17 protein-coding genes and 1 pseudogene are annotated in these 20,859 nt (G+C 66.4%); 9 read left to right on the forward strand and 9 right to left on the reverse strand.

From position 1 onward, the window contains the following. Positions 1-74 precede the first annotated feature (74 nt). Positions 75-1,346, forward strand: a complete 1,272-nt coding sequence (locus J0O65_RS27165) for an MFS transporter (RefSeq protein WP_215410226.1) — start codon at positions 75-77, stop codon at positions 1,344-1,346. Here the strand turns inward: J0O65_RS27165 and J0O65_RS27170 are convergent. After that, positions 1,343-2,002, reverse strand: a complete 660-nt coding sequence (locus J0O65_RS27170; protein ID WP_215410227.1) for a helix-turn-helix transcriptional regulator — start codon at positions 2,000-2,002, stop codon at positions 1,343-1,345. The genes J0O65_RS27165 and J0O65_RS27170 overlap by 4 nt on opposite strands. Before the next feature lie 124 nt (positions 2,003-2,126). Between J0O65_RS27170 and J0O65_RS27175 the strand changes: the two genes are divergently transcribed. From J0O65_RS27175 to J0O65_RS28085, 5 genes and pseudogenes are all read left to right on the forward strand, one after another. After that, positions 2,127-2,609 (forward strand): DUF2165 family protein, encoded by a 483-nt coding sequence (locus J0O65_RS27175; RefSeq protein WP_215410228.1) that lies wholly within the window; start codon positions 2,127-2,129, stop codon positions 2,607-2,609. A 51-nt stretch (positions 2,610-2,660) separates the two neighbouring features. Continuing rightward, a complete protein-coding gene (locus J0O65_RS27180) occupies positions 2,661-3,761 on the forward strand; it encodes an efflux RND transporter periplasmic adaptor subunit (RefSeq protein ID WP_215410229.1) in 1,101 nt (366 codons plus the stop codon). A 15-nt stretch (positions 3,762-3,776) separates the two neighbouring features. Next, positions 3,777-6,869: a MexW/MexI family multidrug efflux RND transporter permease subunit gene (locus J0O65_RS27185; protein WP_215410230.1), complete on the forward strand. Its 3,093-nt coding sequence runs from the start codon at positions 3,777-3,779 to the stop codon at positions 6,867-6,869. Beyond that, positions 6,866-8,254 carry an efflux transporter outer membrane subunit gene (locus J0O65_RS27190; RefSeq protein ID WP_215410231.1) on the forward strand — a complete coding sequence of 463 codons (1,389 nt, stop codon included), beginning with the start codon at positions 6,866-6,868 and terminating at the stop codon, positions 8,252-8,254. Before J0O65_RS27185 ends, J0O65_RS27190 begins: the two co-directional genes overlap by 4 nt. A 31-nt stretch (positions 8,255-8,285) precedes the next feature. Next, a pseudogene (locus tag J0O65_RS28085) lies at positions 8,286-8,444 on the forward strand (DUF1349 domain-containing protein); the annotation flags it as partial. A 140-nt stretch (positions 8,445-8,584) separates the two neighbouring features. On the opposite strand, the gene J0O65_RS27200 reads toward J0O65_RS28085, so the two are convergent. Both J0O65_RS27200 and J0O65_RS27205 read right to left on the reverse strand, forming a co-directional pair. Next, positions 8,585-8,983: a DUF4440 domain-containing protein gene (locus tag J0O65_RS27200; RefSeq protein ID WP_215410232.1), complete on the reverse strand. Its 399-nt coding sequence runs from the start codon at positions 8,981-8,983 to the stop codon at positions 8,585-8,587. Further along, the gene (locus tag J0O65_RS27205) at positions 8,980-10,401 is read right to left on the reverse strand and encodes an MFS transporter (RefSeq protein ID WP_215410233.1); all 1,422 of its coding nucleotides are present in this window, start codon (positions 10,399-10,401) and stop codon (positions 8,980-8,982) included. The genes J0O65_RS27200 and J0O65_RS27205 overlap by 4 nt, the downstream gene beginning before the upstream one ends. A 127-nt stretch (positions 10,402-10,528) precedes the next feature. On the opposite strand from J0O65_RS27205, the gene J0O65_RS27210 reads away from it, so the two are divergent. Continuing rightward, positions 10,529-11,431 (forward strand): LysR family transcriptional regulator, encoded by a 903-nt coding sequence (locus J0O65_RS27210; protein ID WP_215410234.1) that lies wholly within the window; start codon positions 10,529-10,531, stop codon positions 11,429-11,431. A gap of 139 nt (positions 11,432-11,570) precedes the next feature. Continuing rightward, entirely contained in the window at positions 11,571-12,395 is an 825-nt protein-coding gene (locus tag J0O65_RS27215; protein ID WP_215410235.1) for a hypothetical protein, read from the forward strand. Positions 12,396-12,422: 27 nt separating this feature from the next. Here J0O65_RS27215 and J0O65_RS27220 read toward each other — a convergent pair whose 3' ends face one another. The 4 genes from J0O65_RS27220 to J0O65_RS27235 all read right to left on the reverse strand — a co-directional run bounded on the left by J0O65_RS27220 (position 12,423) and on the right by J0O65_RS27235 (position 16,453). Further along, entirely contained in the window at positions 12,423-13,478 is a 1,056-nt protein-coding gene (locus tag J0O65_RS27220) for a bifunctional nicotinamide-nucleotide adenylyltransferase/Nudix hydroxylase (RefSeq protein ID WP_215410236.1), read from the reverse strand. Then, the gene (locus J0O65_RS27225) at positions 13,475-15,190 is read right to left on the reverse strand and encodes an NAD+ synthase (RefSeq protein WP_215410237.1); all 1,716 of its coding nucleotides are present in this window, start codon (positions 15,188-15,190) and stop codon (positions 13,475-13,477) included. Before J0O65_RS27225 ends, J0O65_RS27220 begins: the two co-directional genes overlap by 4 nt. 106 nt (positions 15,191-15,296) lie before the next feature. Next, entirely contained in the window at positions 15,297-15,809 is a 513-nt protein-coding gene (locus tag J0O65_RS27230; RefSeq protein WP_215410238.1) for a ClbS/DfsB family four-helix bundle protein, read from the reverse strand. Then, on the reverse strand, positions 15,809-16,453 hold the full coding sequence (locus J0O65_RS27235; RefSeq protein WP_215410239.1) for an ArsR/SmtB family transcription factor: 645 nt from the start codon (positions 16,451-16,453) through the stop codon (positions 15,809-15,811). The genes J0O65_RS27230 and J0O65_RS27235 overlap by 1 nt, the downstream gene beginning before the upstream one ends. Positions 16,454-16,512: 59 nt before the next feature. Between J0O65_RS27235 and J0O65_RS27240 the strand changes: the two genes are divergently transcribed. Beyond that, entirely contained in the window at positions 16,513-17,001 is a 489-nt protein-coding gene (locus J0O65_RS27240) for a DUF2938 domain-containing protein (protein WP_215410240.1), read from the forward strand. Here J0O65_RS27240 and J0O65_RS27245 read toward each other — a convergent pair. Both J0O65_RS27245 and J0O65_RS27250 read right to left on the reverse strand, forming a co-directional pair. After that, entirely contained in the window at positions 16,998-19,463 is a 2,466-nt protein-coding gene (locus J0O65_RS27245) for a DUF3772 domain-containing protein (protein WP_251374026.1), read from the reverse strand. The genes J0O65_RS27240 and J0O65_RS27245 overlap by 4 nt on opposite strands. 337 nt (positions 19,464-19,800) lie before the next feature. Further along, positions 19,801-20,853: a methionine synthase gene (locus J0O65_RS27250; protein WP_215410241.1), complete on the reverse strand. Its 1,053-nt coding sequence runs from the start codon at positions 20,851-20,853 to the stop codon at positions 19,801-19,803. Positions 20,854-20,859: the final 6 nt, after the last annotated feature.

The following is a 20,859-nucleotide window of genomic DNA, read 5'->3' on the forward strand; positions in this document are numbered from 1 at the left end:
TAGTAAATTATCTGATATTCAGAACGATCGTACTGCGCAACACTGTCAGGGTCAACCACTTTCCCCTCCTTGCCATGACCACCAGCTGCCCCGTCATTTCCGTTCCCGTCACCGCGCCCGCGCTGGGCGATGCCCACCGCTGGAAAGTGCTGGCCGTCGGCGTGGCGGCCAATGCCAGCTTTTCCGCCGCCGCCAACGGCATGCCTACCACGGCCATCTGGCTGCGCAGCGGCTATCACCTGAGCAATACCGAACTGGGTGTGGCCCTGGGCGCCATGGGCCTGGGCGTGGCCCTGACCGAATTGCCATGGGGCATGGCCACCGACCGCTGGGGCGACCGCCCCGTGCTGCTGACCGGCTTGCTGGGCACCATGCTGGCGCTGTTGACCTTGCTACTGTGGATCACGCCGCAGGATGGCGCCGTGCCGCCCTTGTGGGCGCTGGCGGCGGGCCTGGCGCTGGTCGGCGTGCTGGGCGGCAGCGTGAATGGCGCCAGCGGCCGCGCCGTGATGCGCTGGTTCGGCGCCGGCGAACGGGGTTTCGCCATGAGCATCCGCCAGACGGCCGTGCCGCTCGGTGGCGGCCTGGGCGCCCTCATCCTGCCCAGCCTGGCATCGCGCTATGGCTTCCTGCCCGTGTTTGGCGCCCTGGCCCTCGTATGCGGCCTGTCGGCGTTTTTTACGTGGCGCTGGATGCATGAGCCCGATTTCTCCGCCGAGGCCGCCACGGGACCGCACAACGCGCCCACGGGCCTGATGGGGGTCAAGCCGCCTCCGCCGCTGCAAGGTCCGCTCAAAAACCGCAAAGTCTGGCGCATGGTGGCCGCCATCGGCTTGCTGTGCGTGCCCCAGTTTGCCGTGCTCAGCTACGCCACCGTGTTCCTGCACGATCATGGCCACCTGGGCCTGGCGGCCATCACGGCCGTGATGGTGGCCCTGCAGACGGGCGCCATGGTGATGCGCATCTGGAGCGGACGCCACACGGACCGCCACGCCAACCGGCCCGCCTATTTGCGCGGCTCGGCCCTGGTGGCGCTGGCGTCGTTCATTTTGCTGGGATGCATCGCCTGGCTGGACGCGCCGGGCTGGCTGTTGATGGCCGCCGTGGTGGCCGCCGGCATCGCCGTGTCCGCCTGGCATGGCGTGGCCTACACGGAGCTGGCGACGGAGGCGGGCGGCGCCAACGCGGGCACGGCCCTCGGCATGGCAAACACGGCCGTCTACGTGGGTCTGTTCCTCACGCCGATCGCCATCCCGCACCTGCTGGCGGCCAGCAACTGGCCCGTCGTGTGGTGGCTGGCGGGGCTGGTCGCGCTGATGACCTGGCCACTGTTTCCGAAAGACTAGGGCAACGTCCTGATCCGATAAACGCAGCGCATGGCGTTCGCCAGCACATGCTGCTCGCGCACGATGCTCGCGCCCGCTCCCACCACTTCCTGGAACAGCTGCAATTCGGAGCGGCAAAAGCCCTGGCAAGTGCGCGCGGCAGCGCAGATGGGGCAGTGATCCTCGATCAGCAGCCAGTCGCCGCCGTCCGCTTCCACGCGCGCCATATAGCCCTCCTCGTCGCGCACGGCCGCCAGCTGCCGCAAGCGCGTGGGCAAGTCCGGCGCCGAGCACGCCAAGGCGTAGGCGCTGCGGCTTTCCTCTTCGCGCTGCGTGATCAATTTATCCAGCCCCGCCTCGCCGAACAGCTGGCGCACGGAACCGATCAGCTTGATCGTCAGCTGCGCATGCGTGTCGGGAAAGCGCGCATTGCCCGCCTCCGTCAAGACCCAGTTCTGGCGCGGCCGCCCGGCGCCCGCCTGCGCTTCCTGGCGCCCCTCGATCAGGCCCGCCGCCACCAGCTTTTGCACTTGCTGGCGCGCCGCCTCGCCCGTCATGTCCAGGGTCTTGGCCAGGGTGGCCGTGGAGACGGGTCCCTTGGTCTTGATGAAATACAGGATGCGCTCCGTCGTTTGCGGCGCCTCGCTATTATCCAAACGTTTACTTGTGTAATTCATTTCGCTCAACTATCATGGGGCCAGTTAACCAACTAATTGCTTGCATAATAGGCCGGTAGCTCCCCGCTGTCGAGGAGTTTCCACGTCCGCATGCCGGCAAGACACTCTTTTGGACTGGAATCCCATGCAGCTGCAGCACTCGATCTGGCTGTTTCACGCCATTCTCGCCACCGGCCTGGCCCTCTGGCTCAGCCTGGCCGCCATCAACAACCTGCACGCCTTCCACGGCGCCGTCTGGGCCGTCGGCAACACCATGCGCATGGACCCGCTGCGCCAGGACCCGACCATCGTGACGCCGCTGCTGCGCCGCGCACTCACCTCCTTGACCCTGCACCGGCTGTCGCTGGGCGTGGTGCTGGCGCTGCAACTGCTGGCCGCCGTCGCCGCCTGGACGGGCGTGGCGCTGTTCCTTGGCGCCTCGCCGACGGCGGCGCTGCCCTGGCTGAACCTGGCCTTGTGCGCCATGGCCGCCTTCTTGCTGCTGATGCACCTGGGCGGCCTGTGGTTCGGCTACTGGATCGTGCAGGAAGGCTTGCAGACGACGCACCTGGTGCTGCTGCTGTGGACCATAGCCCTGTTCCTTCTTTTCAACGCGCAGCGGACCTGATCAGCCTCCGCTGCGCCTCTCTTCCTTGTGACTGCTGTAAAGGACTTCATCATGCATACGAAACTCGTCGGCGCCTGCGCGCTGGCCATCACGCTGGCCGTCGCCGGCGCCGCGCTGTACCCGCGCGCCAACTCGCATGCGGCCGATGCCGCCGCCACTCCCGCCACCAAGGTGGCGCTGGTCCCCGTCGTGCTGGGCACGCAGGAGCGCTACTTCACCGGCGTGGGCGAACTGGAAGCGGCGCGCCAGGTGCTGGTGGCGGCCGAAACGGGCGGGCGCGTCACGCAGATCCGCTTCGATTCGGGCCAGAGCGTGGCGGCCGGCGCCGTCCTCGTGCAACTCAATGACGCCCAGGAACAGGCTGCCCTGCTGCGCCAGCGCGCGCAGCTGAAAAACGCGGAAAGCAGCCTTGCCCGCACGGCGCAGATGGTCAGGGAAAAGGCGGCCACGCAGGAGCAGCTCGATAGCGCCCTGGCCGCGCGCGACGCGGCCTTGGGCGACGTGCGCCAGACGGAAGCGCTGATCGCGCAAAAGACCATCCGCGCGCCATTCGCCGGCCAGCTGGGCATCCGCAAGGTACACGCGGGCCAGTACCTGAACGCGGCCGACACGGTGGCCAGTTTGATCGACACCAAGTCGCTGCTGGTGAACTTCGCCCTCGATGAACAGAGCAGCGCCAAGCTGGCGCCGGGCCAGGCCGTGCAAGTGCTGGTGGACGCCTATCCCGATGACATCTTCACGGCGAAGATCAACGCCATCGATCCGCTGATCGCCCGCTCGCGCATGGTGCAGGTGCAGGCGGCGCTGACCCATCCCCGCAGCGCCCTGAGGCCGGGCATGTACGCGCATGTGCGCGTCGCGCGCGCAGCGGGCCAGCAGCTGACGGTGCCGGAAACGGCCGTGACCTACAACGCGTACGGCGACACGGTATTCGTCGCGCAGCAGGAAGGCAAGCAGCCGCTCACCGTCAAGCGCGTGGGCGTCAAACTGGGCGAGCGGGCCGGGGGCAGGGTGGCCATCCTGGACGGCTTGCGCGAAGGCCAGCGCGTGGTCGCCTCGGGCCAGCTGAAACTGGCCGACGGCATGGCCGTGCAAGCCGTGGCCAATACCCTCGATGAAGTCAAACGCGCCGCGCCCAAGGCCGGTTCGTAAAGGAAAAACACCACCATGAAATTGACCGATCTATTTGTGCGCCGCCCCGTGCTGGCGCTGGTGATCAGCACCTTGATCCTGATGCTGGGCGTGATCGCCATCAAGCAGCTGCCGATCCGCCAATACCCGATGCTCGAATCGTCCACCATCACGGTGAGCACCACGTATCCGGGCGCCTCGGCGGAACTGATGCAGGGTTTCGTGACGCAGCCGATCGCGCAAGCCGTATCGTCGGTGGAAGGCATCGATTACCTGACCTCGTCCTCGGTGCAGGGCAGCAGCACGGTCACCGTGCGCATGGAGCTGAACCGCGATTCCACGCAGGCGCTGACGGAAGTGATGGCCAAGGTCAACCAGGTGCGCTACAAGCTGCCCGAAGGCGCCTTCGACCCCGTCATCGAGCGCTCGGCCGGCGACTCCTCGGCCGTCGCCTATGTCGGCTTTGCCAGCGAGAGCGTGTCCGCGCCCGCGCTGACGGATTACCTGGCGCGCGTCGTGCAGCCGATGTTCGCCACCATCGACGGCGTGGCGAAGGTCGACGTGTATGGCGGCCAGCAACTGGCCATGCGTTTGTGGATCGACCCGACGAAACTGGCGGCGCGCGGACTCACGGCAGCCGACGTGGCCGACGCCGTGCGGCGCAATAACTACCAGGCGGCGCCCGGCAAGGTGAAGGGACAATTCGTCGTCGCTAACATCAGCGTCAACACGGACCTCACCAGCGTGGAGCAGTTCCGCGACATGGTCATCACCAAGGGCGGCGATGACGGCGCCGCGCTCGTGCGCCTGAAGGACGTGGGCACGGTGGAACTGGGCGCGGCCGCCACGGAGACGAGCGGCATCATGGATGGCGTGCCGGCCGTGTACCTGGGCCTGTCGCCCACGCCGGGCGGCAACCCGCTGGTGATCGTCGACGGCATCAAAAAACTGCTGCCCGAGATCCAGAAAACCCTGCCGCCCGGCGTGAAGGTCGAGCTGGCGTTCGAGACGGCGCGCTTCATCCAGTCCTCCATCGACGAGGTGGCGCACACCCTGCTCGAAGCGCTGCTCATCGTCGTCATCGTCATCTATCTGTGCATGGGCTCCTTGCGCTCGGTGCTGATTCCCGTCGTGACGATTCCGCTGTCGATGCTGGGCGCGGCCGCGCTGATGCTGGCCTTCGGCTTCAGCATCAATTTACTGACCTTGCTGGCGATGGTGCTGGCCGTGGGCCTGGTGGTCGACGACGCCATCGTCGTGGTGGAAAACGTGCACCGGCATATCGAGGAAGGCAAGTCGCCCGTGGCGGCGGCATTGGTTGGCGCACGCGAAGTGGCCGGTCCCGTGATCGCCATGACGATTACCCTGGCGGCCGTGTATGCGCCCATCGGCATGATGGGGGGACTCACCGGCGCGCTGTTCAAGGAGTTCGCGCTGACCCTGGCCGGCGCCGTGGTGGTGTCGGGCGTGGTGGCGCTGACCCTGTCGCCTGTGATGAGCTCATTGCTGCTGCAGCCGAAACAAGCGGAAGGACGCATGGCGCGCGCCGCCGAGCATTTCTTCGAAGGCTTGACTTCGCGCTATGCGCGCCTGCTGGACCGCTCGCTGCACCACCGCTGGCTGAGCGCCGGTTTCGCCGCGCTGGTGATGGTCAGCCTGCCGTTCCTGTACCTGCTGCCGCAGCGCGAACTGGCGCCGGCGGAAGACCAGGCCAGCGTGCTGACGGCGATCAAGGCGCCGCAGCACGCCAACCTCGATTACGTCGAGCGCTTCTCGTACAAGCTCGACGACATCTACAAGCATATCCCCGAAACGGCATCGCGCTGGATCATCAATGGCGGCGAAGGCCCCGCATCGAGCATCGGCGGCATCAACCTCACGCCCTGGGCCGAACGCTCGCGCAACGCGGCCGTCATCCAGGCCGAATTGCAGCACGCCGTGGGCGACGTGGAAGGCACCAGCATCTTCGCCTTCCAGCTGGCGCCCCTGCCGGGATCGAGCGGCGGCCTGCCCGTGCAGATGGTGCTGCGCAGCGCGCAGGATTACGCCACGCTGTTCCGCACCATGGAAGACGTCAAGCAGCGCGCGCGCGACAGCGGCCTGTTCGCCGTCGTCGACAGCGACCTCGATTACAACAACCCCGTGGTGAAGGTTAAAGTGGACCGCTCGAAGGCGAACAGCCTGGGCATCCGCATGCAGGACATCGGCGAGTCGCTGGCCGTGCTGGTGGGCGAAAATTACCTGAACCGCTTCGGCATGGATGGCCGCGCCTACGACGTCATCGCGCAAAGCCCGCGCGAACAGCGCTTGACGGCGCAAGCCCTGACGCAGCAGTACGTGCGCGCCGACGACGGCAGCCTGCTGCCCCTGTCCGCCGTCGTCTCGGTGATGGAACAGATCGAGCCGAACATGCTGACGCAGTTCAACCAGCAAAATGCGGCCACCTTCCAGGGCGTGCCGGCGCCCGGCGTGACCCTGGGCGACGCCGTCGCCTTCCTCGACGGCGTGGCGAAAACCCTGCCGCCGGGCTTCAGCTACGACTGGCAATCGGATGCGCGCCAGTTCGCCACGGAAGGCAATGCGCTGCTGCTGGCCTTCCTCGCGGCCGTCGTCGTCATCTACCTGGTGCTGGCCGCCCAGTATGAAAGCCTGACGGACCCTTTGATCATCCTGATCACGGTGCCGCTGTCGATCTGCGGCGCGCTGATTCCGCTGGCGCTGGGCTACGCCACCGTCAACATCTACACGCAGATCGGCCTCGTGACCCTGATCGGCTTGATCAGCAAGCACGGGATCTTGATGGTGGAATTTGCCAACGAATTGCAGGTACATGAACGGCTCGACCGCATCACGGCCATCCGCAAGGCGGCGCAGATCCGCCTGCGCCCAATTTTGATGACGACGGCCGCCATGGTGGTGGGCCTGGTACCGCTGCTGTTCGCGTCCGGCGCGGGCGCCAACAGCCGCTTCGGCCTGGGCGTGGTGATCGTTTCCGGCATGTTGATCGGCACCTTCTTCACCCTGTTCGTGCTGCCCACCGTGTACACCTTTCTGGCCCGCCGCCACGCGGCCGACCATGCCACGCCGCGCGCACGCGACCTGTCGCAGGCGCTGAAGGAATCCCCATGAAAAATTACCGCCATCTTGTCTGCCTTTTCCCCCTGCTGGCCGGCTGCGCCGTCAGCCCCGCCTACGTCACGCCGGGCACGCCCGCCATCATCCTGGCCAGCCCGCAGCAGGCGCAGTTCGCACCCGCTGCGAGCGCCGTCAGCGCGGCCGCCTGGTGGACGTTCTTCGATGATGCGCGCCTGTCGCAACTGATCGCCAGCGCTTTGACGCACAACCTCGATATCGCGCAGGCACAGGCGAACCTGCTGGCCGCGCGCGCCGTCTTCGACGAACGCCGGCTCGATGAACTGCCCGCCGTCACGGGCCAGGCGGGATGGCAGCGCAGCGTCCAGCAAGACACGCCATCAAGCCGTGCCGCCAGCGCGCAGACGCGCGTGGGCTTCGATGCGCAATGGGAGATCGACCTGTTCGGCCGCCTGGCGCACATCACCCGCTCGGCGCAGGCGCGCGCCGACGCGGCGCAGTCGGACTTGCGGCAGGTGCAGCTGACGATCGCCGCCGAGGTAGCGCGCAATTACTACGAGGCGCTGGGCTACCAGCAAAACCTGGCGCTGACGCAGGCGCAGGTGCAAAGCTGGCGCGACACGGTGGCATTGATCGACGCGCGCATCCGCGTCGGCGGCGGCTTGCCGGAGGAACGCCACAACGCGCTGGCCAACCTGGCGCGCAGCGAGGCGGCCTTGCCGCCGTTGCAGGCGGGCCTGCGCCAGGCGCAGTACCGGCTCGACGTGCTGAGCGGCCAAGCGCCCGGCGCCATCGCGCTGGCGACCATGCCGCGCCAGGAAGCGCCGCTGGCGGGCCAGCTGCCGCTGGGCGACGTGAACCGCCTGATCAAGCAGCGGCCCGACGTGGTGCGCGCCGAGCGCCTGTTGGCCGCCTCCAGCGAAGACGTGGGCGCGGCCACGGCCGACCTGTATCCGCGCCTCAGCCTGGGCGGATTTTTGGGCTTCTTTGCGCTGCGCGGCAGCGGCGTGTTCGACGGCGGCGCGCGCGCATTCGAGGTGGCACCCTCCGTCAGCTATCCGGCCTTGCGCCTCGGTAGCGTGCGGGCGCGCTTGCGCGGCACGCAGGCCGAGGCGCAGGGCGCCCTGGCGCGCTATGCGCAAGCGCTGCTGGTGGCGCAGGAAGACGTGGAAAACGCCGTCACGCAACTGGCGGAAAACCAGACGCGATTAGCCTCGCTGCTGGAATCGGCGCGCCACGGCAATGCGGCCCTCGGCATCGCCAGCACGCGCTATGCGGGCGGCGCCGGCAGCTACCAGGCGGTGCTGGAAAACCAGCGCGCCTTGTACGATATCCGGCGCGAAGCGCTGCTGGCGGAAACGGCGTCCTACATCAACGCGATCGCCCTGTACAAGGCGCTGGGATGGGGACACACTATGTGATATTTTTAGCGCGGGAGGAGATGCGATGTTCATGCAAGGCGGCTGGCTCAATCCACCGGAAACCTGGTCCGCCGACGGCGCGCAATTGCGCGTGACGACGGACGCGAATACGGATTTCTGGCGCAAGACTTCGTATGGCTTTATCCGCGACAGCGGCCACTTCTTCGGCATGCCAGTCGATGGCGATTTCACGGCGCAGCTGCACGTGGCGGCGCAGGGCGTCATCCGGGTGCAGTATTCGACCGCTGGAACGCGCTGGCCTGGCGGTAGTCTTTTCGCAGTTTTCCATCGCTCCGGCGCTGCAAAAAGACTTGCACGATTTAAGCTAGATCAAGCGGCCCACGTCTCGTGCAGATGGCGCCACAGCAGGCTGCCATCCGGCGTTTTCTCATACACGACGGTCGACAGGCGCTCCGTGTTTTCCGCGCCCGGCAGCGACTGGAATTCACGGTAGGACACGGTGGCGCCGGCCGCGCTTTCCTGGATCAATGTCAGGTCGGTGATGCGCATGGCGAGGCCGGGCCGGCTGCCGCCGGCGCCCTGGAAGAACGCCGTCAAGCCGGCAAGATCGAGCTGCTTGCCGCCAGGTGACACCATCGTGAAGCCGGGCGAGAAACGCGCGAGCAATGCGGCGCAATGGTGCGGCGCCTTGGCCTCGCCAGAGAGCCACTCGCGGATCAGCACATGCGTGGACAACACGTCGTCAAAACAGGGGTTCGATGCATTCATTTTCTTGCTGCTCCATGGTGATGTAAAAGGTCGAGAACGGCGCGGTTGTCGATGCGCGCGCACAGTGCCAGCGGCAGCACGCACGCGCTGGCGGCCAGCGCGAAACACCAGTGAAACACCTGCGCCGCGCGCGCATGCAGGGCGGGGTCGTCCAGGCTGGCGATGCCCTGCGCCGCCAGCAAGCCATTGAGCAGCACGCTGAGCAGCGCGACACCCAGGCAAAAGCCCAGCTGGCGGTTGATATTCCATACGGCGCTGGCCTGGCTCAGTTGCCCATCCGGCGTGCGCAGAAAGGCCGTGCTTTGCGCCGTGCTGCTGCACAAGCCGCCGCCAAAACCCATCACGGCATATGCGCCGCCCAGCCAGAATAATTGGCCCGCGGAGTCCACCCGCAGCAGCATCAGCATGCCCGCCGCCTGCAGCAGGGCGCCAGCGATGAACAGCGGTTGCGGCCCCACGCGGCGGTAGCTTTTTCCGGTGAGCGAAATGGCCGCGAACGAGGCCAGTGCCCACGGCAGCATCAGCGCGCCCGCCGTCGACGCCGACATGCCCAGCACGCCCTGCAGGTACAGCATGGCCAGCAGGCTCACGCCCATGAAAACGCCGGGCACCAGCAGATACATGAGCATGGCGATGCGCAGCAGCGGTTCGGCGGCCAGGCGCAGGTTGAGCAGCGGCGTGGATTTGCGCAAGGCGCCGCGCACGTAGCCCCAGGCGCAGGCGGCGCCCAGCACCAGCACGGCGGCGCCGGCGGCCAACTCGCCCGGCGTGCCCAGCATGGTCAAGCCCAGCAACAGCAAAAGGATGGCTGTGCTGCCCGCCACAAGGCCGCCCGTGTCGAGCCGGGGCACTTGCGCGCGCGGCGGATCGGGACGCAGCCAGCAGGCGGCCAGCAGCAGCGCCAGCGCGGCAAACGGCACGTTCAGGTAAAAAATCGCCCGCCACGACAGGCTGTCGACGATCACGCCGCCCAGCGCGGGCGACAGGGCGGGCGCCAGCAAGCCCACCAGCATGATGACGGACGACAGGCCCGGGCGCTCGGCGGGCGCATACAGCTGGTAGGTCATGCTTTGCCCCAGCGGGATGAGCAAACCGCCGCCCAGGCCCTGCACGCAGCGCCAGGCGATCAGGGTCTCGATCGAGGGCGCCAGGCCGGCACCGATGCTGGCGCATAAAAAAGTTAGCAACGATGCCATGAACACGGTTTTGCTGCCATAATAGGCAGCCAGCCAGGCGCTGGCCGGGATGACGATGGTCAGGCCGAGGATGTAGCCGGTGCTGATCCAGGCCAGCTGCGCCACCGAGGCGCCAAACGCATGGCCGATGTCGGGATAGGCGACGCTGGTGATGAACATGTTGATCAGGTCGACGAAAAATCCCAGCAGATAGATGGCCGCGACCTTTTTGCGATAGTCCATGGTGCTCCGAATGGCAAACGGCCAGCTTAAGCTTGCATCGCCATTTGCGTAACGGGCCAGCCCCGATTACACTGTCAAACAAATTTTGACAAACCTCGGAAACCCGCATGTTTACGCATTTTTATTTATGATCAGTCTCGACCGCCTGGGTATTTTCATCGCCATCGTCGATGCCGGTTCGCTGACGGCCGCCGCCGCCGTGCTGGGCCAGAGCAAGGCCGTCGTCAGTTTTAACTTGAAGCAGCTGGAGGCGGAACTGGGCGTGTCGCTGCTCACGCGCAGCACGCGCAGCCTGGCGCTGACCGACGTGGGACGGCGTTTTTACGAGGATTGCCAGCGCGTCCTGAGCGAAGCGCAGGGCGCCATCGAGACGGCGCGCCAAGGGCACCAGGGCTTGCGCGGCACCCTGCGCCTGACCACCACGGTCGAATACGGCAGCCGCACGGTGATCCCCGCGCTGATCGCCTTCGCCGCCGCCCACCCGCAGCTGCAGATCCAGCATTCGTCGTCCTCGTCGCATGAAGACCTGATCTCGGGCGGCTACGACCTGGCCATCCGCATGGGTTCCCTCAACGATTCGAGCTACCGCGCCGCGCTGATCGAGCCGTACGCGATCTGGCCCGTCGCCTCGCCCGCCTACCTGGCCAGCCTGCCGGGACGCGACATCGCCTCCCTGCCCGACCTGCGGCGCGCGCGCTGGCTGGCGCACAGCCGGCTCGCTGCGCCCCTGCGCTGGGACGTGCAGACGCCGGACGGCCCCGCCGCCTTTGCCGCGCAGGACGACGCCGCCATCCATTCCGACTCCGCCTCGGCCCTGCTGGGTTTTGCCCTGGGCGGCTGCGGCGTGGCCCTGCTGCCGCAGTGGCAGGTGGCGGCGGAGGTGCGCGCGGGACGCCTGCGCCGCCTGCTGCCCGATGTCGCCTTCCCGGAGCAGGGCGTGTATGCCGTGTATCCGAACACCCAGCATATTGCGGAAAAGGTGCGCGCCTTCATCGACTTCTTGCGCGCCTTCGTCGGCACGCCGGACTGAGGTTTCACGTGGCGCCGCGGCATCCATGTCACGCCACGCGTACTCGACAAGGACAATGATTTCCAAGAGGCAAACGAGCGCCCCTTTCGTTTTTCACGGCCTACACTGGAAGGACGTTGTTCACCGATTGGAGACCATCATGGCACACACATTGGCAGCCGTGTTCGCGCAGCGCGACATGGCCGGGCACGCGCGGCAAGACCTGATCACGGCAGGCTTTCCCGACGTCAATATCCGCCTGCACGATGCGGGCAGCGACGGCATTCCCGCCGAGGAAGCCAGTCAGGACGGCGACAGCCTGTTCGGCGGCATCAAGCATTTCTTCACGGACCTGTTCGGCAGCCACGCCGACCGCCACATCTATGCGGAAGCCGTGCGGCGCGGGCATGTCGTGCTGACCCTGGAAAACGCCAGCGACGCCGATATCCAGCGCGCCACCGACATCGTCGAACGCTACGCGCCGCTCGACATCGATGCGCACGCCGAGCATTGGCGCGCCGGCGGCTGGCAAGGCGCGCCGCACGGCGACAGCGCGATGCGCCAGGGCGCCAGCATGCAGTCGGGCGCGGCATCGCAGCAAGGCGCGTCCGCCGGCAACCTGAACGACACGCCGGCATCGCAGCAATTTGCGGGCGGCATGGCATCGCCGCCACCGTCCGGCGCGGGCGCCAATGTGCGCCGCTATCCCGGCGCCGACAACCTGCCCGGCACCAGCTATGACGACGAGCAGTATTACCGCAACCACTGGAGCGCCACCTATGTCGCCAGCGGCGCGCGCTTCGACGACTACGATCCCGCCTACCGCTATGGCCATTCGATGGCGGGCAGCGACAGCTACCGGGGGCAGCGCTGGGAACAGGTCGAGCTTGAACTGCGCAGCAACTGGGAACACATGTATCCCCAGTCGGCATGGGACGACTTCAAGGCGGCCGTCAAGCATGGCTGGGAACGCGTGACGTCCTGACGCGCGGGCAGGGAGATAGACCCCCTCTCAGCGCCCCTCGTGCGTGAGCTTGAGGAAGTGGTTCAGGATGTGAAAGTGGTCTTCGAAGAATTGCTCTTCCATGGCCGGCAGCGCCGCCACGGGCACCCACTGCGCCAGCGCCGCATCGTCGGCCGCCGTCACGGCCGGCAGCTGGCGCGTCTTCAGGTCGAAGTAATGGGCATGCGTGATGGTGCGCCCGCGCTGGCTGCGGTCAGGGTGGTCGAACACGGCCACGCCGACCAGCGCCTCGACGAGGGTGGGCGCCAGCACGCCCAGCTGGGTTTCTTCCGCCAGCTCGCGCAGGGCGCCCTGCAGCAGGCGTTCGCGCGGCTCCAGGAAGCCGCCGGGCAGGGCCCACAAGTCCTTGCCCGGATAGCCGCCGCGGCGCACGAGCAGCACGTGGCCACCCGTCTGCACCAGCGCATCGACGGTGGTAAAGATGGGCGCATACGGCGCCGCGCGCCAGCGCGCTTTATAGTCTTCGATGGCGCGGTATTCCTGCACCAGCGGCGCATACCACGGCAGCAAGGTCCACGCTTTTAGATACTGGCCGATGGCCGCCGGCAGCAGCTGCGCCACGGCGCTCAGCGACACATCGACGTCTTGCGCCTCGAACAGCACGTTGCGGATGGCCGTCGCGCCTATCGGCGCACCCGCATCGATCTCCAGATTGAGCAACTGCCAGTGCGGGAAGTGGTGCAGGTAGTAACTGGTGGCGTCCTTGAAGCAAGCCACCAGGGTCACGCGCTGCGCCTTGGGCACCGCGCCCGCCACGGCGCGCCGCACGGCATCGGCCCACAAGCCGTCGTCGTAATAATCGCGCACGGCCACGTAATGCACGCGCGCGCGCTGCGCCTCGGGCAGGGTGGCGGCGATCATGGCGGCCCGTTCCTGCCACGTAAACGGGTTCTTCGGGCTGCGCGCATGGAAGGCGGAACCGAGCACCACCACCACCTGGGCCGCGGTGGCCAGCGCCTTCTGCAGCAAGCCGGCATGGCCATTGTGAAAAGGCTGGAAGCGGCCGATCAGGATGGCCGCGTCGGCGGGATAGGCTGAGGTCATGCGTCGTCTCCGGTGGGGTAGTGGGCGGCGATCGGCAATTGGCGCCCGCTGCCAAAGGCGCGCGAACGCACGCGGATGATGGGCGCCGCCTGGCGCCGCTTGTATTCGTTGCGGGCGACCATGCCGAGGATGCGCGTCACCAGCGCCCGGCCCTCGTCCGTCTCGCGCAGCTGGTCGACCAGGGCCGAGGCTTGCGCGCTGTCGGCCGCCGGCAATCGGCGCCCTTCGATATGCCATTTGAGTATGTCATCGAGCACGGGATACGGCGGCAAGCTATCGGTGTCGCGCTGGCCCGGCGCCAGTTCCGCCGACGGCGGCTTGTCGAGGATGGCGGCGGGAATCAGTGCGCGCCCGGCGCTGGCGTTGAGGTGGCGCGCCAGGGCAAAGACCTCCGTTTTATACAGGTCGCCGATCAGGCCCAGGCCTCCATTCGTGTCGCCGTACAGGGTGCAGTAGCCGACCGAGATTTCGCTCTTGTTGCCGGTGGTGAGCAGCAGGGCGCCGTAGGCATTCGAGTATTCCATCAGGATCGTGCCGCGCACGCGCGCCTGCAGGTTTTCCAGCGGCAGTCCCTGCAGCTTGCCGTCGAAGGCCTGGGCGTAGCCGGCTTCGTATTGCGCCACGATGTCGCGGATCGGATGCGTGATCAGGGCGATGCCCAGGTTGGCGCACAGGGCGACGGAATCGGTGACGGAGCCGGCGCTGGAAAAGACGGATGGCATGGTGATGCCGACCACGTTGTCCGCGCCCAGCGCTTCGACGGCCAGGGCCAGGGTCAGCGCCGAATCGATGCCGCCCGAGCAGCCGACGACGACTTTCGTAAAGCGGCAGCGGCGCGCATAGTCGCGCAAGCCGAGCACGATCTGACGCCGCGCAAACTCGACGGCGGGGATGCCATCCGGGTCGGGCACGGGAAACGCCGATCCATCGGGTCGCGTAAAACGGCCATCGGCAAAACGCAGCAAGGGAAAGTCCTCGACGAAGCGGGCCGCCTCGAATTGCAGGCCGAGGGCGGGCGAGATGGCGAACGAGGCGCCGTCGAACACCAGCTGGTCCTGGCCGCCCACCTGATTGACGAAGAGCAGGGGCAGCTTGACGCGTGCGCAGGCGGCGCCGAACACGGCGTGGCGCTGCGCGCGCTTGCCGATGTCGGACGGGCTGGCGTTGATGCTGACGACGAGGTCGGGCCGCGCCGCGTGCAAGGCCTCGAACGGGTTGACGGCGTAGGCGCGGCCATCGTCGTTCCAGCCATCCTCGCAGATCATGAAACCGACTTTACAGCCGGCGATATCGAGGGTGCAGGCGCCGGGCGGGCCCGCTTCGAAATGGCGACCCTCGTCGAAGATGCCGTAGGTCGGCAGCAGCTGCTTGTAGTATTCGGCCACGATGCGCCCGTCGCGCAGCGCCAGCAAGGCGTTAAACAAGGGCTTGCCGACGCCGGAATTGGGCCGCGCCGTGCCGATGACGGTGACGAGTGCCGGCCAGCGCGTGGACGCCTCCAGCAGCTTATTCAGCGCCCGCTGCATGCCGTGCAGGAAGGCGGCGTCCTCGAACAGGTCGCCGGGATAATACGCGCACAGCGACAGTTCCGGGCACACGAGCAGGTCGGCGCCCTCGCTGCTGGCGCGCTCCATGCGCGCGATGATGGCGGCACAATTGGCGTCGAAGTCGCCCACGGTGGGGTTGAGCTGGGCGACGGCGATGGTCAGCATGGCGATCCTTCATTGTTTACGCTTGAAACCACTATCCTGCCTGAAAAATTTTCTAAGCGTACTGATGCAATCGTGCAAGCCCGCCAATCCTGCAATGATCAAACCACTACAAGGTCTTGAGCCAGGCCCGCAAGCGCGTGCGTGCATTCGCATACGGCGACGCCGTATTGAACTGGATCATGCGCCCCATCGTGTAATGCGAGTACCAGGGCTGGCCATACAACTGCGCGTCGTCATGGCTTTCGATCAGCGCCAGCAGCGCGTTCTTCGCCTGTTCCAGGCGCCGCAACAAATCGTCCATGCCCAGTTCAGCATGGTCCGCATAGAAGCGCTGCGCCAGTTTTCCCAGAGCGTTCCACGTGAAACCTTCGGCGGGAAAGGCGATGTCCTCGATGCGCTTGCCGTCGCGCAGCTGCGCATGCCAGTGCAAGACCAGCTCATTCCAGCCCACCAGATACGCGAGCAGATCGCACACGCTCATGCGCGTGCCCGCCACTTGTCCTTCCAGCACGGGATCGCGCGCCAACGCCGGCGGCACGCGCGCCAACTCCTGCGTCAACTTCGCATACGTGCTGTTGATGGCGGTGATCAGTTCCTGCTTGCTGTTGGGGATCGCCATCACGCCGCCCGGCTCACCGGCAAGCCAGCCGCCTGCCAGTCGTCGTAACCGCTGCCGAGGCGGCGCGCATGCAAGCCGTGCAGGCGCAGGGCCGCCACCGCCTGCACGGACAACACGCAATACGGACCACGGCAGTAGGCGGCGATGTCCTGGTGAGCGGGCAGCTCGGCGTAGCGGCGCGGCAAGTCGTCAAACGGAATATTGATCGCGCCGGGCAGGTGGCCGGCGGCGAATTCCTGCGCCGGCCGCACGTCGAGCACGGTGATGCTGGCTTCGCGCATGCGTTCCAGCAACTCGTCGCCCGTGAGCGCTTCCACGTGGTCGCCCCGGCCCAGCGCCTGCAATTCGCTGCGCTGATGCTGCGCATACACATCCAACGCGGCCAGCAGTTGCACGATGGGGCCGCTGCCGAGCCGGTACAACACGCGCTTGCCGTCGCGCCGCGCCAGCACAAAACCGGCGCGCCGCAACTGCTGCAAATGCTGGGAGGTATTCGCCACGGACAGGCCCGTCAACTCCACCAGCTGCTCCACCGCATATTCGCCGTGCACGATCTGCTCGAGCAGGCGCAATCGCGGCGGGCTGCCTAAAATATAGGCAAAGCCGGCGGAACCGGTGAGCAATTCGATATCGGCATTTTTCATTGACACGATGCTAGCACCCTTATAACATTCAATCAATCTATTGAATGTTTGGAGCGGTAATGCAAATGCTCTGGCTCGATGCGCTGGCGATCGGCGTGGGCGCGACGGCGGTGATGGATGTGTGGGCGGTGGCGTTAAAACGCTACTGGTGCATTCCCTCGCTGAACCTGGCGATGGTGGGGCGCTGGCTCGGCCATCTGCCGCGCGGCACCTTCACCCACGCCAACATCGCCCAGGCGGCGCCCGTACGCGATGAAACCATCCTGGGCTGGACGGCCCACTACCTCATCGGCGTGCTGTTTGCGGCCGTGCTGCTGGCGCTGGTGGGGGACCAGTGGGTGCAAGCGCCGACCTTCGCGCCAGCCCTGCTGGCGGGCCTGGTGAGCGTGGCCGCGCCGTTCTGCATCTTGCAGCCGGACATGGGCGCCGGCCTGGCCGCCAGCAAGACGCCGCATCCGGCCGCCGCCCGCCTGCGCAGCCTGATGGCGCACGCGGCGTTCGGCATCGGCCTGTACCTGGCGGCGCTGCTGTGGTCGACGGTCCGCTAGGACGTCAGCGGCGGCACGGGTGTGGGCGCTGGCGCGGCTGCCACCGCCGACATGGCCGGCGCCTCGGGCTGGGCCGGCACGCTGCTCAGCACCATGGTGCTGGGCTTGGAAATCGGCATGTTCGCCGCATGCAGGCGCTTGAGCAAGTCGAACAGCAGATTGCTGCGCACGCCATACGCGAGGCGCGGCGAGCCCACGTAGCCGGTGGCGTTGAACATCAGGTAGCCATTGTCGATGCCGTCGAGTTGCACGTTCGGCGCAGGCGTGTCGAGCACGTCGCGGTTGTCGGCAAAGGCGGCCAGGATCAGCGCGCGCGCCTCGTCCGCATCCGTGGACAGGGGCAGCGGCAATTTCAGCTGCACCAGGCCCAGCGGATTGGCCAGGGTGACGTTACGCACCGTCTTGGTGATGAATTCCGAGTTCGGCACGATCACCGTGGAGCGGTCGCCCAATTGGATTTCCGTGGCGCGCACGTTGATGCGGCGAATGTCGCCCTCCACGCCGCCCAGCGAGACCCAGTCGCCCACCTTGACGGGTCGCTCGGCCAGGAGAATCAGGCCGGAGACGAAGTTCTGCACCACCGCCTGCAAGCCGAAGCCGATACCCACCGACAAGGCCGACGCCACCCACGCGATGCGTTCCAGGCCGATGCCGGCCGCCGACAGGGCCAGCGCCACGGCCAGCACGCCGCCGATGTAGCCGAACAGGGTGATGAACGACACTTGCATGCCGGAATCGAGATTGGTGGTCGGCAAATAACTGTTTTGCAGCCAGCGCTTGAACAGGCCCAGCGCGACAAAGCCGACGAGCAGCACCAGCAGGGCCTGGATCAGCGCGCCAGGGCGGATCGCCACTTCGCCGATGGCCAGGCCATCCTGCAGCTTGCCGACCCGCTGGAACAATTCGCCCGGCCCTTCGCCAAACGGCGCCAGCAGCAGCATCAGGGCCAGCAGCACGACGATGGCGCGGCCGACACCCGACAACAGCACGGCCGCCTGGTCGCGCGCCTTGGGCGTGGCCAGCACGGGATGGGCGGCGTCCGGCGGCGGCGGCGTCGAGGCCAGCAACATGCAGATATCGTCGACCAGCACCGTCAGCAGATAGGTGCTGCACAGCACCACGATGACCCAGGCGATTTGCTTGGCGACAAAACTGCCAAACGCCACATAGCCGATCAGCAAACTGATGACGCTCGACGCCAGCGCCAGCCACAGCAGCACCGTGACGACGCGCAGCCACAGCGGCGTGACCAGGGTGGCGGGATCGGCCTCGCGCAACTGGCGCCAGCAGCGCTCGGCGCGCATCAAGCCATAGGCGATGGTCGTGCTCATCACCAGGGCGACGATGCAGTTGACGGCCACGGCGGTGGACAAGCCCGCATTGATGACGATGGTGACCCGTTCCGTCGCCCACACGAGCACGACGATGAAGGAAAACATCGACGGGAAGTTGCGCATGCGGTGCGCCAGCGCGTCGGGCAGGGGCAGCAGACGCCACGACACGCGCCGGGGCGACAGCAGGGCGTGGCCGAGTCCCGCCGTGAAACCGGCAAAACAGATGATGCCGATCAAGCTGCTCAGGAAAGTCGAGGTCTTTTCGGACAGGCCGCCCTCCCAGCGCAGCCCCATGGCCAGCAATTCGGCCACCAGGCCCGGCGTGGCCAGCGCCAGCACCAGCACGGCCAGCGCATGCAGCGAGCGGCGCAAGCGGCCATGCGGCACGCGCGTGGACGTGACCACCAGCAGATAGCGCGAGGTCCAGACGCTGGCGCCGATCACGGCCACGATACCGGCCAGCAAGCCGCCCCAGGCCGACCACGGCGTGGCGCTGGCCGCGTTCGCCAATTCCAGCTCCAGCGCCCGCAGGCGCTGCAAATTCTGCGGCAATTCCGCATGCAACTGCTTCCAGAACGAGCCGGCGAGGATCGAGGCCGTGCGCTCGCCCAGGCGCGCCTGCAACTGCGCGCGGCGCACCGTCGACACCTGCTCCGACGCCTGCGTCGCTTCCACGGCCAGCAAGCGCGCCAGTTTCACCTGCGCATCGAGCGCGCTGCTGGTGCGGTCCAGCTGGCTGCGCTGCACCGCCACGTCGGGCGCATCTTTTACCCCCGCCGCCGGCTTGCCCAGCTCGGCCAGCCGCGCCTGCACGCTCGACAGGGTGGGCGCGAGCGCATCGGCCACCTTGTCCGCCTCGGCGCTGGCCGCCAGCGCATCGGCGCGCATCTGCGACAGGGTCGCATCATCGAGTTCCGCCTCGCCATCGAGCGCCTTCTGGATGCCGGTGATCTGCTTGCGCAATCCATCGAGGCGCTGGTCGGCCGTGGCGGCGTCATCGACGGGCTGCGACCAGGCCGGTGGCGCGGCCAGCGAGCACGCCAGCAGCAGGGTCAATAGCAGTGGCAATAGCCAGCCACGCCAGGGCTGGCGCGCGGAAAAGAAATGGGGGGTACGGAATGAAATCATGCGGTCCTATCGGCCAGGTCAATACGGGTGAAAGCGAGACAGCATCGCGCCGGCTGGCGCTGCCGCGGCGGCGGCCAGCGCTTGGGCGATGGATGGTACGGGGTTTGCTGAACTGTACGGCAAACAGCGACAGCCTAGCGCACTCCTGCGGTGGATGGAGGATATTTTCGTGCGGCAAGAGTCCTGGCCAGGCGCACACGGCATCGACGCTGCTCGGCGCTCAGAAACAGTAACGCCGGCCTCGGGGCCGGCGTTACATGTCGCCATCGCTTGCGTATTGGCTTGCTGTCAATAAACAATAACGTTTGACACCGCACCGTCAGGAAGTCAGCAAAACTCAGCGGTTCGGTATGTCACCCGCCGCCTGGGCGATTTCCCGTCGGATGATGTCCGCGCCGGCACTGAGCGCATGCAGCTTGCCTCGGGCGACGCGACGAGACAAGGGCGCCATGCCGCAGTTGGTGCTCGGGTAGAGCTTGTCGGCATCGACGAAGCGCAGCGCCTTGCGCAGGGTGTTGGCCACTTCCTCCGGCGTTTCAATGGTGTTGCTTGCCACGTCGATGGCGCCGACCATCACTTTCTTGCCGCGTATGAGTTCAATCAGGTCGATGGGAACACGCGAGTTGTGGCATTCCAGCGAGATGATGTCGATATTCGATTGCTGCAGCTTGGGGAAAGACTCTTCATATTGACGCCACTCGGAGCCCAGCGTGTTTTTCCAGTCGGTATTGGCCTTGATGCCGTAGCCGTAGCAAATATGCACGGCCGTTTCGCATTTGAGCCCTTCGATCGCCCGCTCCAGGGTGGCGATCCCCCAATCATTGACTTCATCAAAGAAGACATTGAATGCGGGTTCGTCAAACTGGATGATGTCGACGCCGGCCGCCTCCAGTTCCCGCGCTTCCTGGTTGAGGATCTTGGCGAATTCCCAGGCCAGTTTTTCGCGGCTTTTATAATGGCTGTCATACAGCGTATCGATCATCGTCATCGGACCCGGCAGCGCCCATTTGATCGGCTGCGTGGTTTGCTGGCGCAAGAATTTGGCGTCTTCCACAAACACCGGCTTGGTGCGGCTCACGGCGCCCACGACGGTCGGCACGCTCGCATCGTAGCGGTCACGAATTCTGACGGTCTCGCGTTTGTCAAAATCGACGCCGCTCAGATGCTCGATGAACGTGGTGACAAAATGCTGGCGCGTCTGCTCGCCATCGCTGACGATATCGATGCCCGCCTGCTGCTGTTCCTGCAGGGACAAACGCAAGGCATCTTGTTTTCCCTCAATCAATTCCTCGTCCTGCAATTTCCAGGGCGACCACAGCTTTTCAGGCTGCGCCAGCCAGGAAGGTTTGGGCAAGCTGCCGGCAGTGGAAGTAGGCAATAATTTTTTCATGATCGA

The organism is Janthinobacterium sp. JC611, assembly GCF_018682595.1.
In the GTDB taxonomy this organism is placed as follows: domain Bacteria; phylum Pseudomonadota; class Gammaproteobacteria; order Burkholderiales; family Burkholderiaceae_D; genus Janthinobacterium.

Bases quoted from the DNA above. Each gene is read 5' to 3' on its own strand.
- J0O65_RS27165 (WP_215410226.1), top strand. From the start codon at position 75: ATGACCACCAGCTGCCCCGTCATTTCCGTTCCCGTCACCGCGCCCGCG.
- J0O65_RS27170 (WP_215410227.1), bottom strand. From the start codon at position 2,002: ATGAATTACACAAGTAAACGTTTGGATAATAGCGAGGCGCCGCAAACG.
- J0O65_RS27175 (WP_215410228.1), top strand. From the start codon at position 2,127: ATGCAGCTGCAGCACTCGATCTGGCTGTTTCACGCCATTCTCGCCACC.
- J0O65_RS27180 (WP_215410229.1), top strand. From the start codon at position 2,661: ATGCATACGAAACTCGTCGGCGCCTGCGCGCTGGCCATCACGCTGGCC.
- J0O65_RS27185 (WP_215410230.1), top strand. From the start codon at position 3,777: ATGAAATTGACCGATCTATTTGTGCGCCGCCCCGTGCTGGCGCTGGTG.
- J0O65_RS27190 (WP_215410231.1), top strand. From the start codon at position 6,866: ATGAAAAATTACCGCCATCTTGTCTGCCTTTTCCCCCTGCTGGCCGGC.
- J0O65_RS27200 (WP_215410232.1), bottom strand. From the start codon at position 8,983: ATGAATGCATCGAACCCCTGTTTTGACGACGTGTTGTCCACGCATGTG.
- J0O65_RS27205 (WP_215410233.1), bottom strand. From the start codon at position 10,401: ATGGACTATCGCAAAAAGGTCGCGGCCATCTATCTGCTGGGATTTTTC.
- J0O65_RS27210 (WP_215410234.1), top strand. From the start codon at position 10,529: ATGATCAGTCTCGACCGCCTGGGTATTTTCATCGCCATCGTCGATGCC.
- J0O65_RS27215 (WP_215410235.1), top strand. From the start codon at position 11,571: ATGGCACACACATTGGCAGCCGTGTTCGCGCAGCGCGACATGGCCGGG.
- J0O65_RS27220 (WP_215410236.1), bottom strand. From the start codon at position 13,478: ATGACCTCAGCCTATCCCGCCGACGCGGCCATCCTGATCGGCCGCTTC.
- J0O65_RS27225 (WP_215410237.1), bottom strand. From the start codon at position 15,190: ATGCTGACCATCGCCGTCGCCCAGCTCAACCCCACCGTGGGCGACTTC.
- J0O65_RS27230 (WP_215410238.1), bottom strand. From the start codon at position 15,809: ATGGCGATCCCCAACAGCAAGCAGGAACTGATCACCGCCATCAACAGC.
- J0O65_RS27235 (WP_215410239.1), bottom strand. From the start codon at position 16,453: ATGAAAAATGCCGATATCGAATTGCTCACCGGTTCCGCCGGCTTTGCC.
- J0O65_RS27240 (WP_215410240.1), top strand. From the start codon at position 16,513: ATGCAAATGCTCTGGCTCGATGCGCTGGCGATCGGCGTGGGCGCGACG.
- J0O65_RS27245 (WP_251374026.1), bottom strand. From the start codon at position 19,463: ATGATTTCATTCCGTACCCCCCATTTCTTTTCCGCGCGCCAGCCCTGG.
- J0O65_RS27250 (WP_215410241.1), bottom strand. From the start codon at position 20,853: ATGAAAAAATTATTGCCTACTTCCACTGCCGGCAGCTTGCCCAAACCT.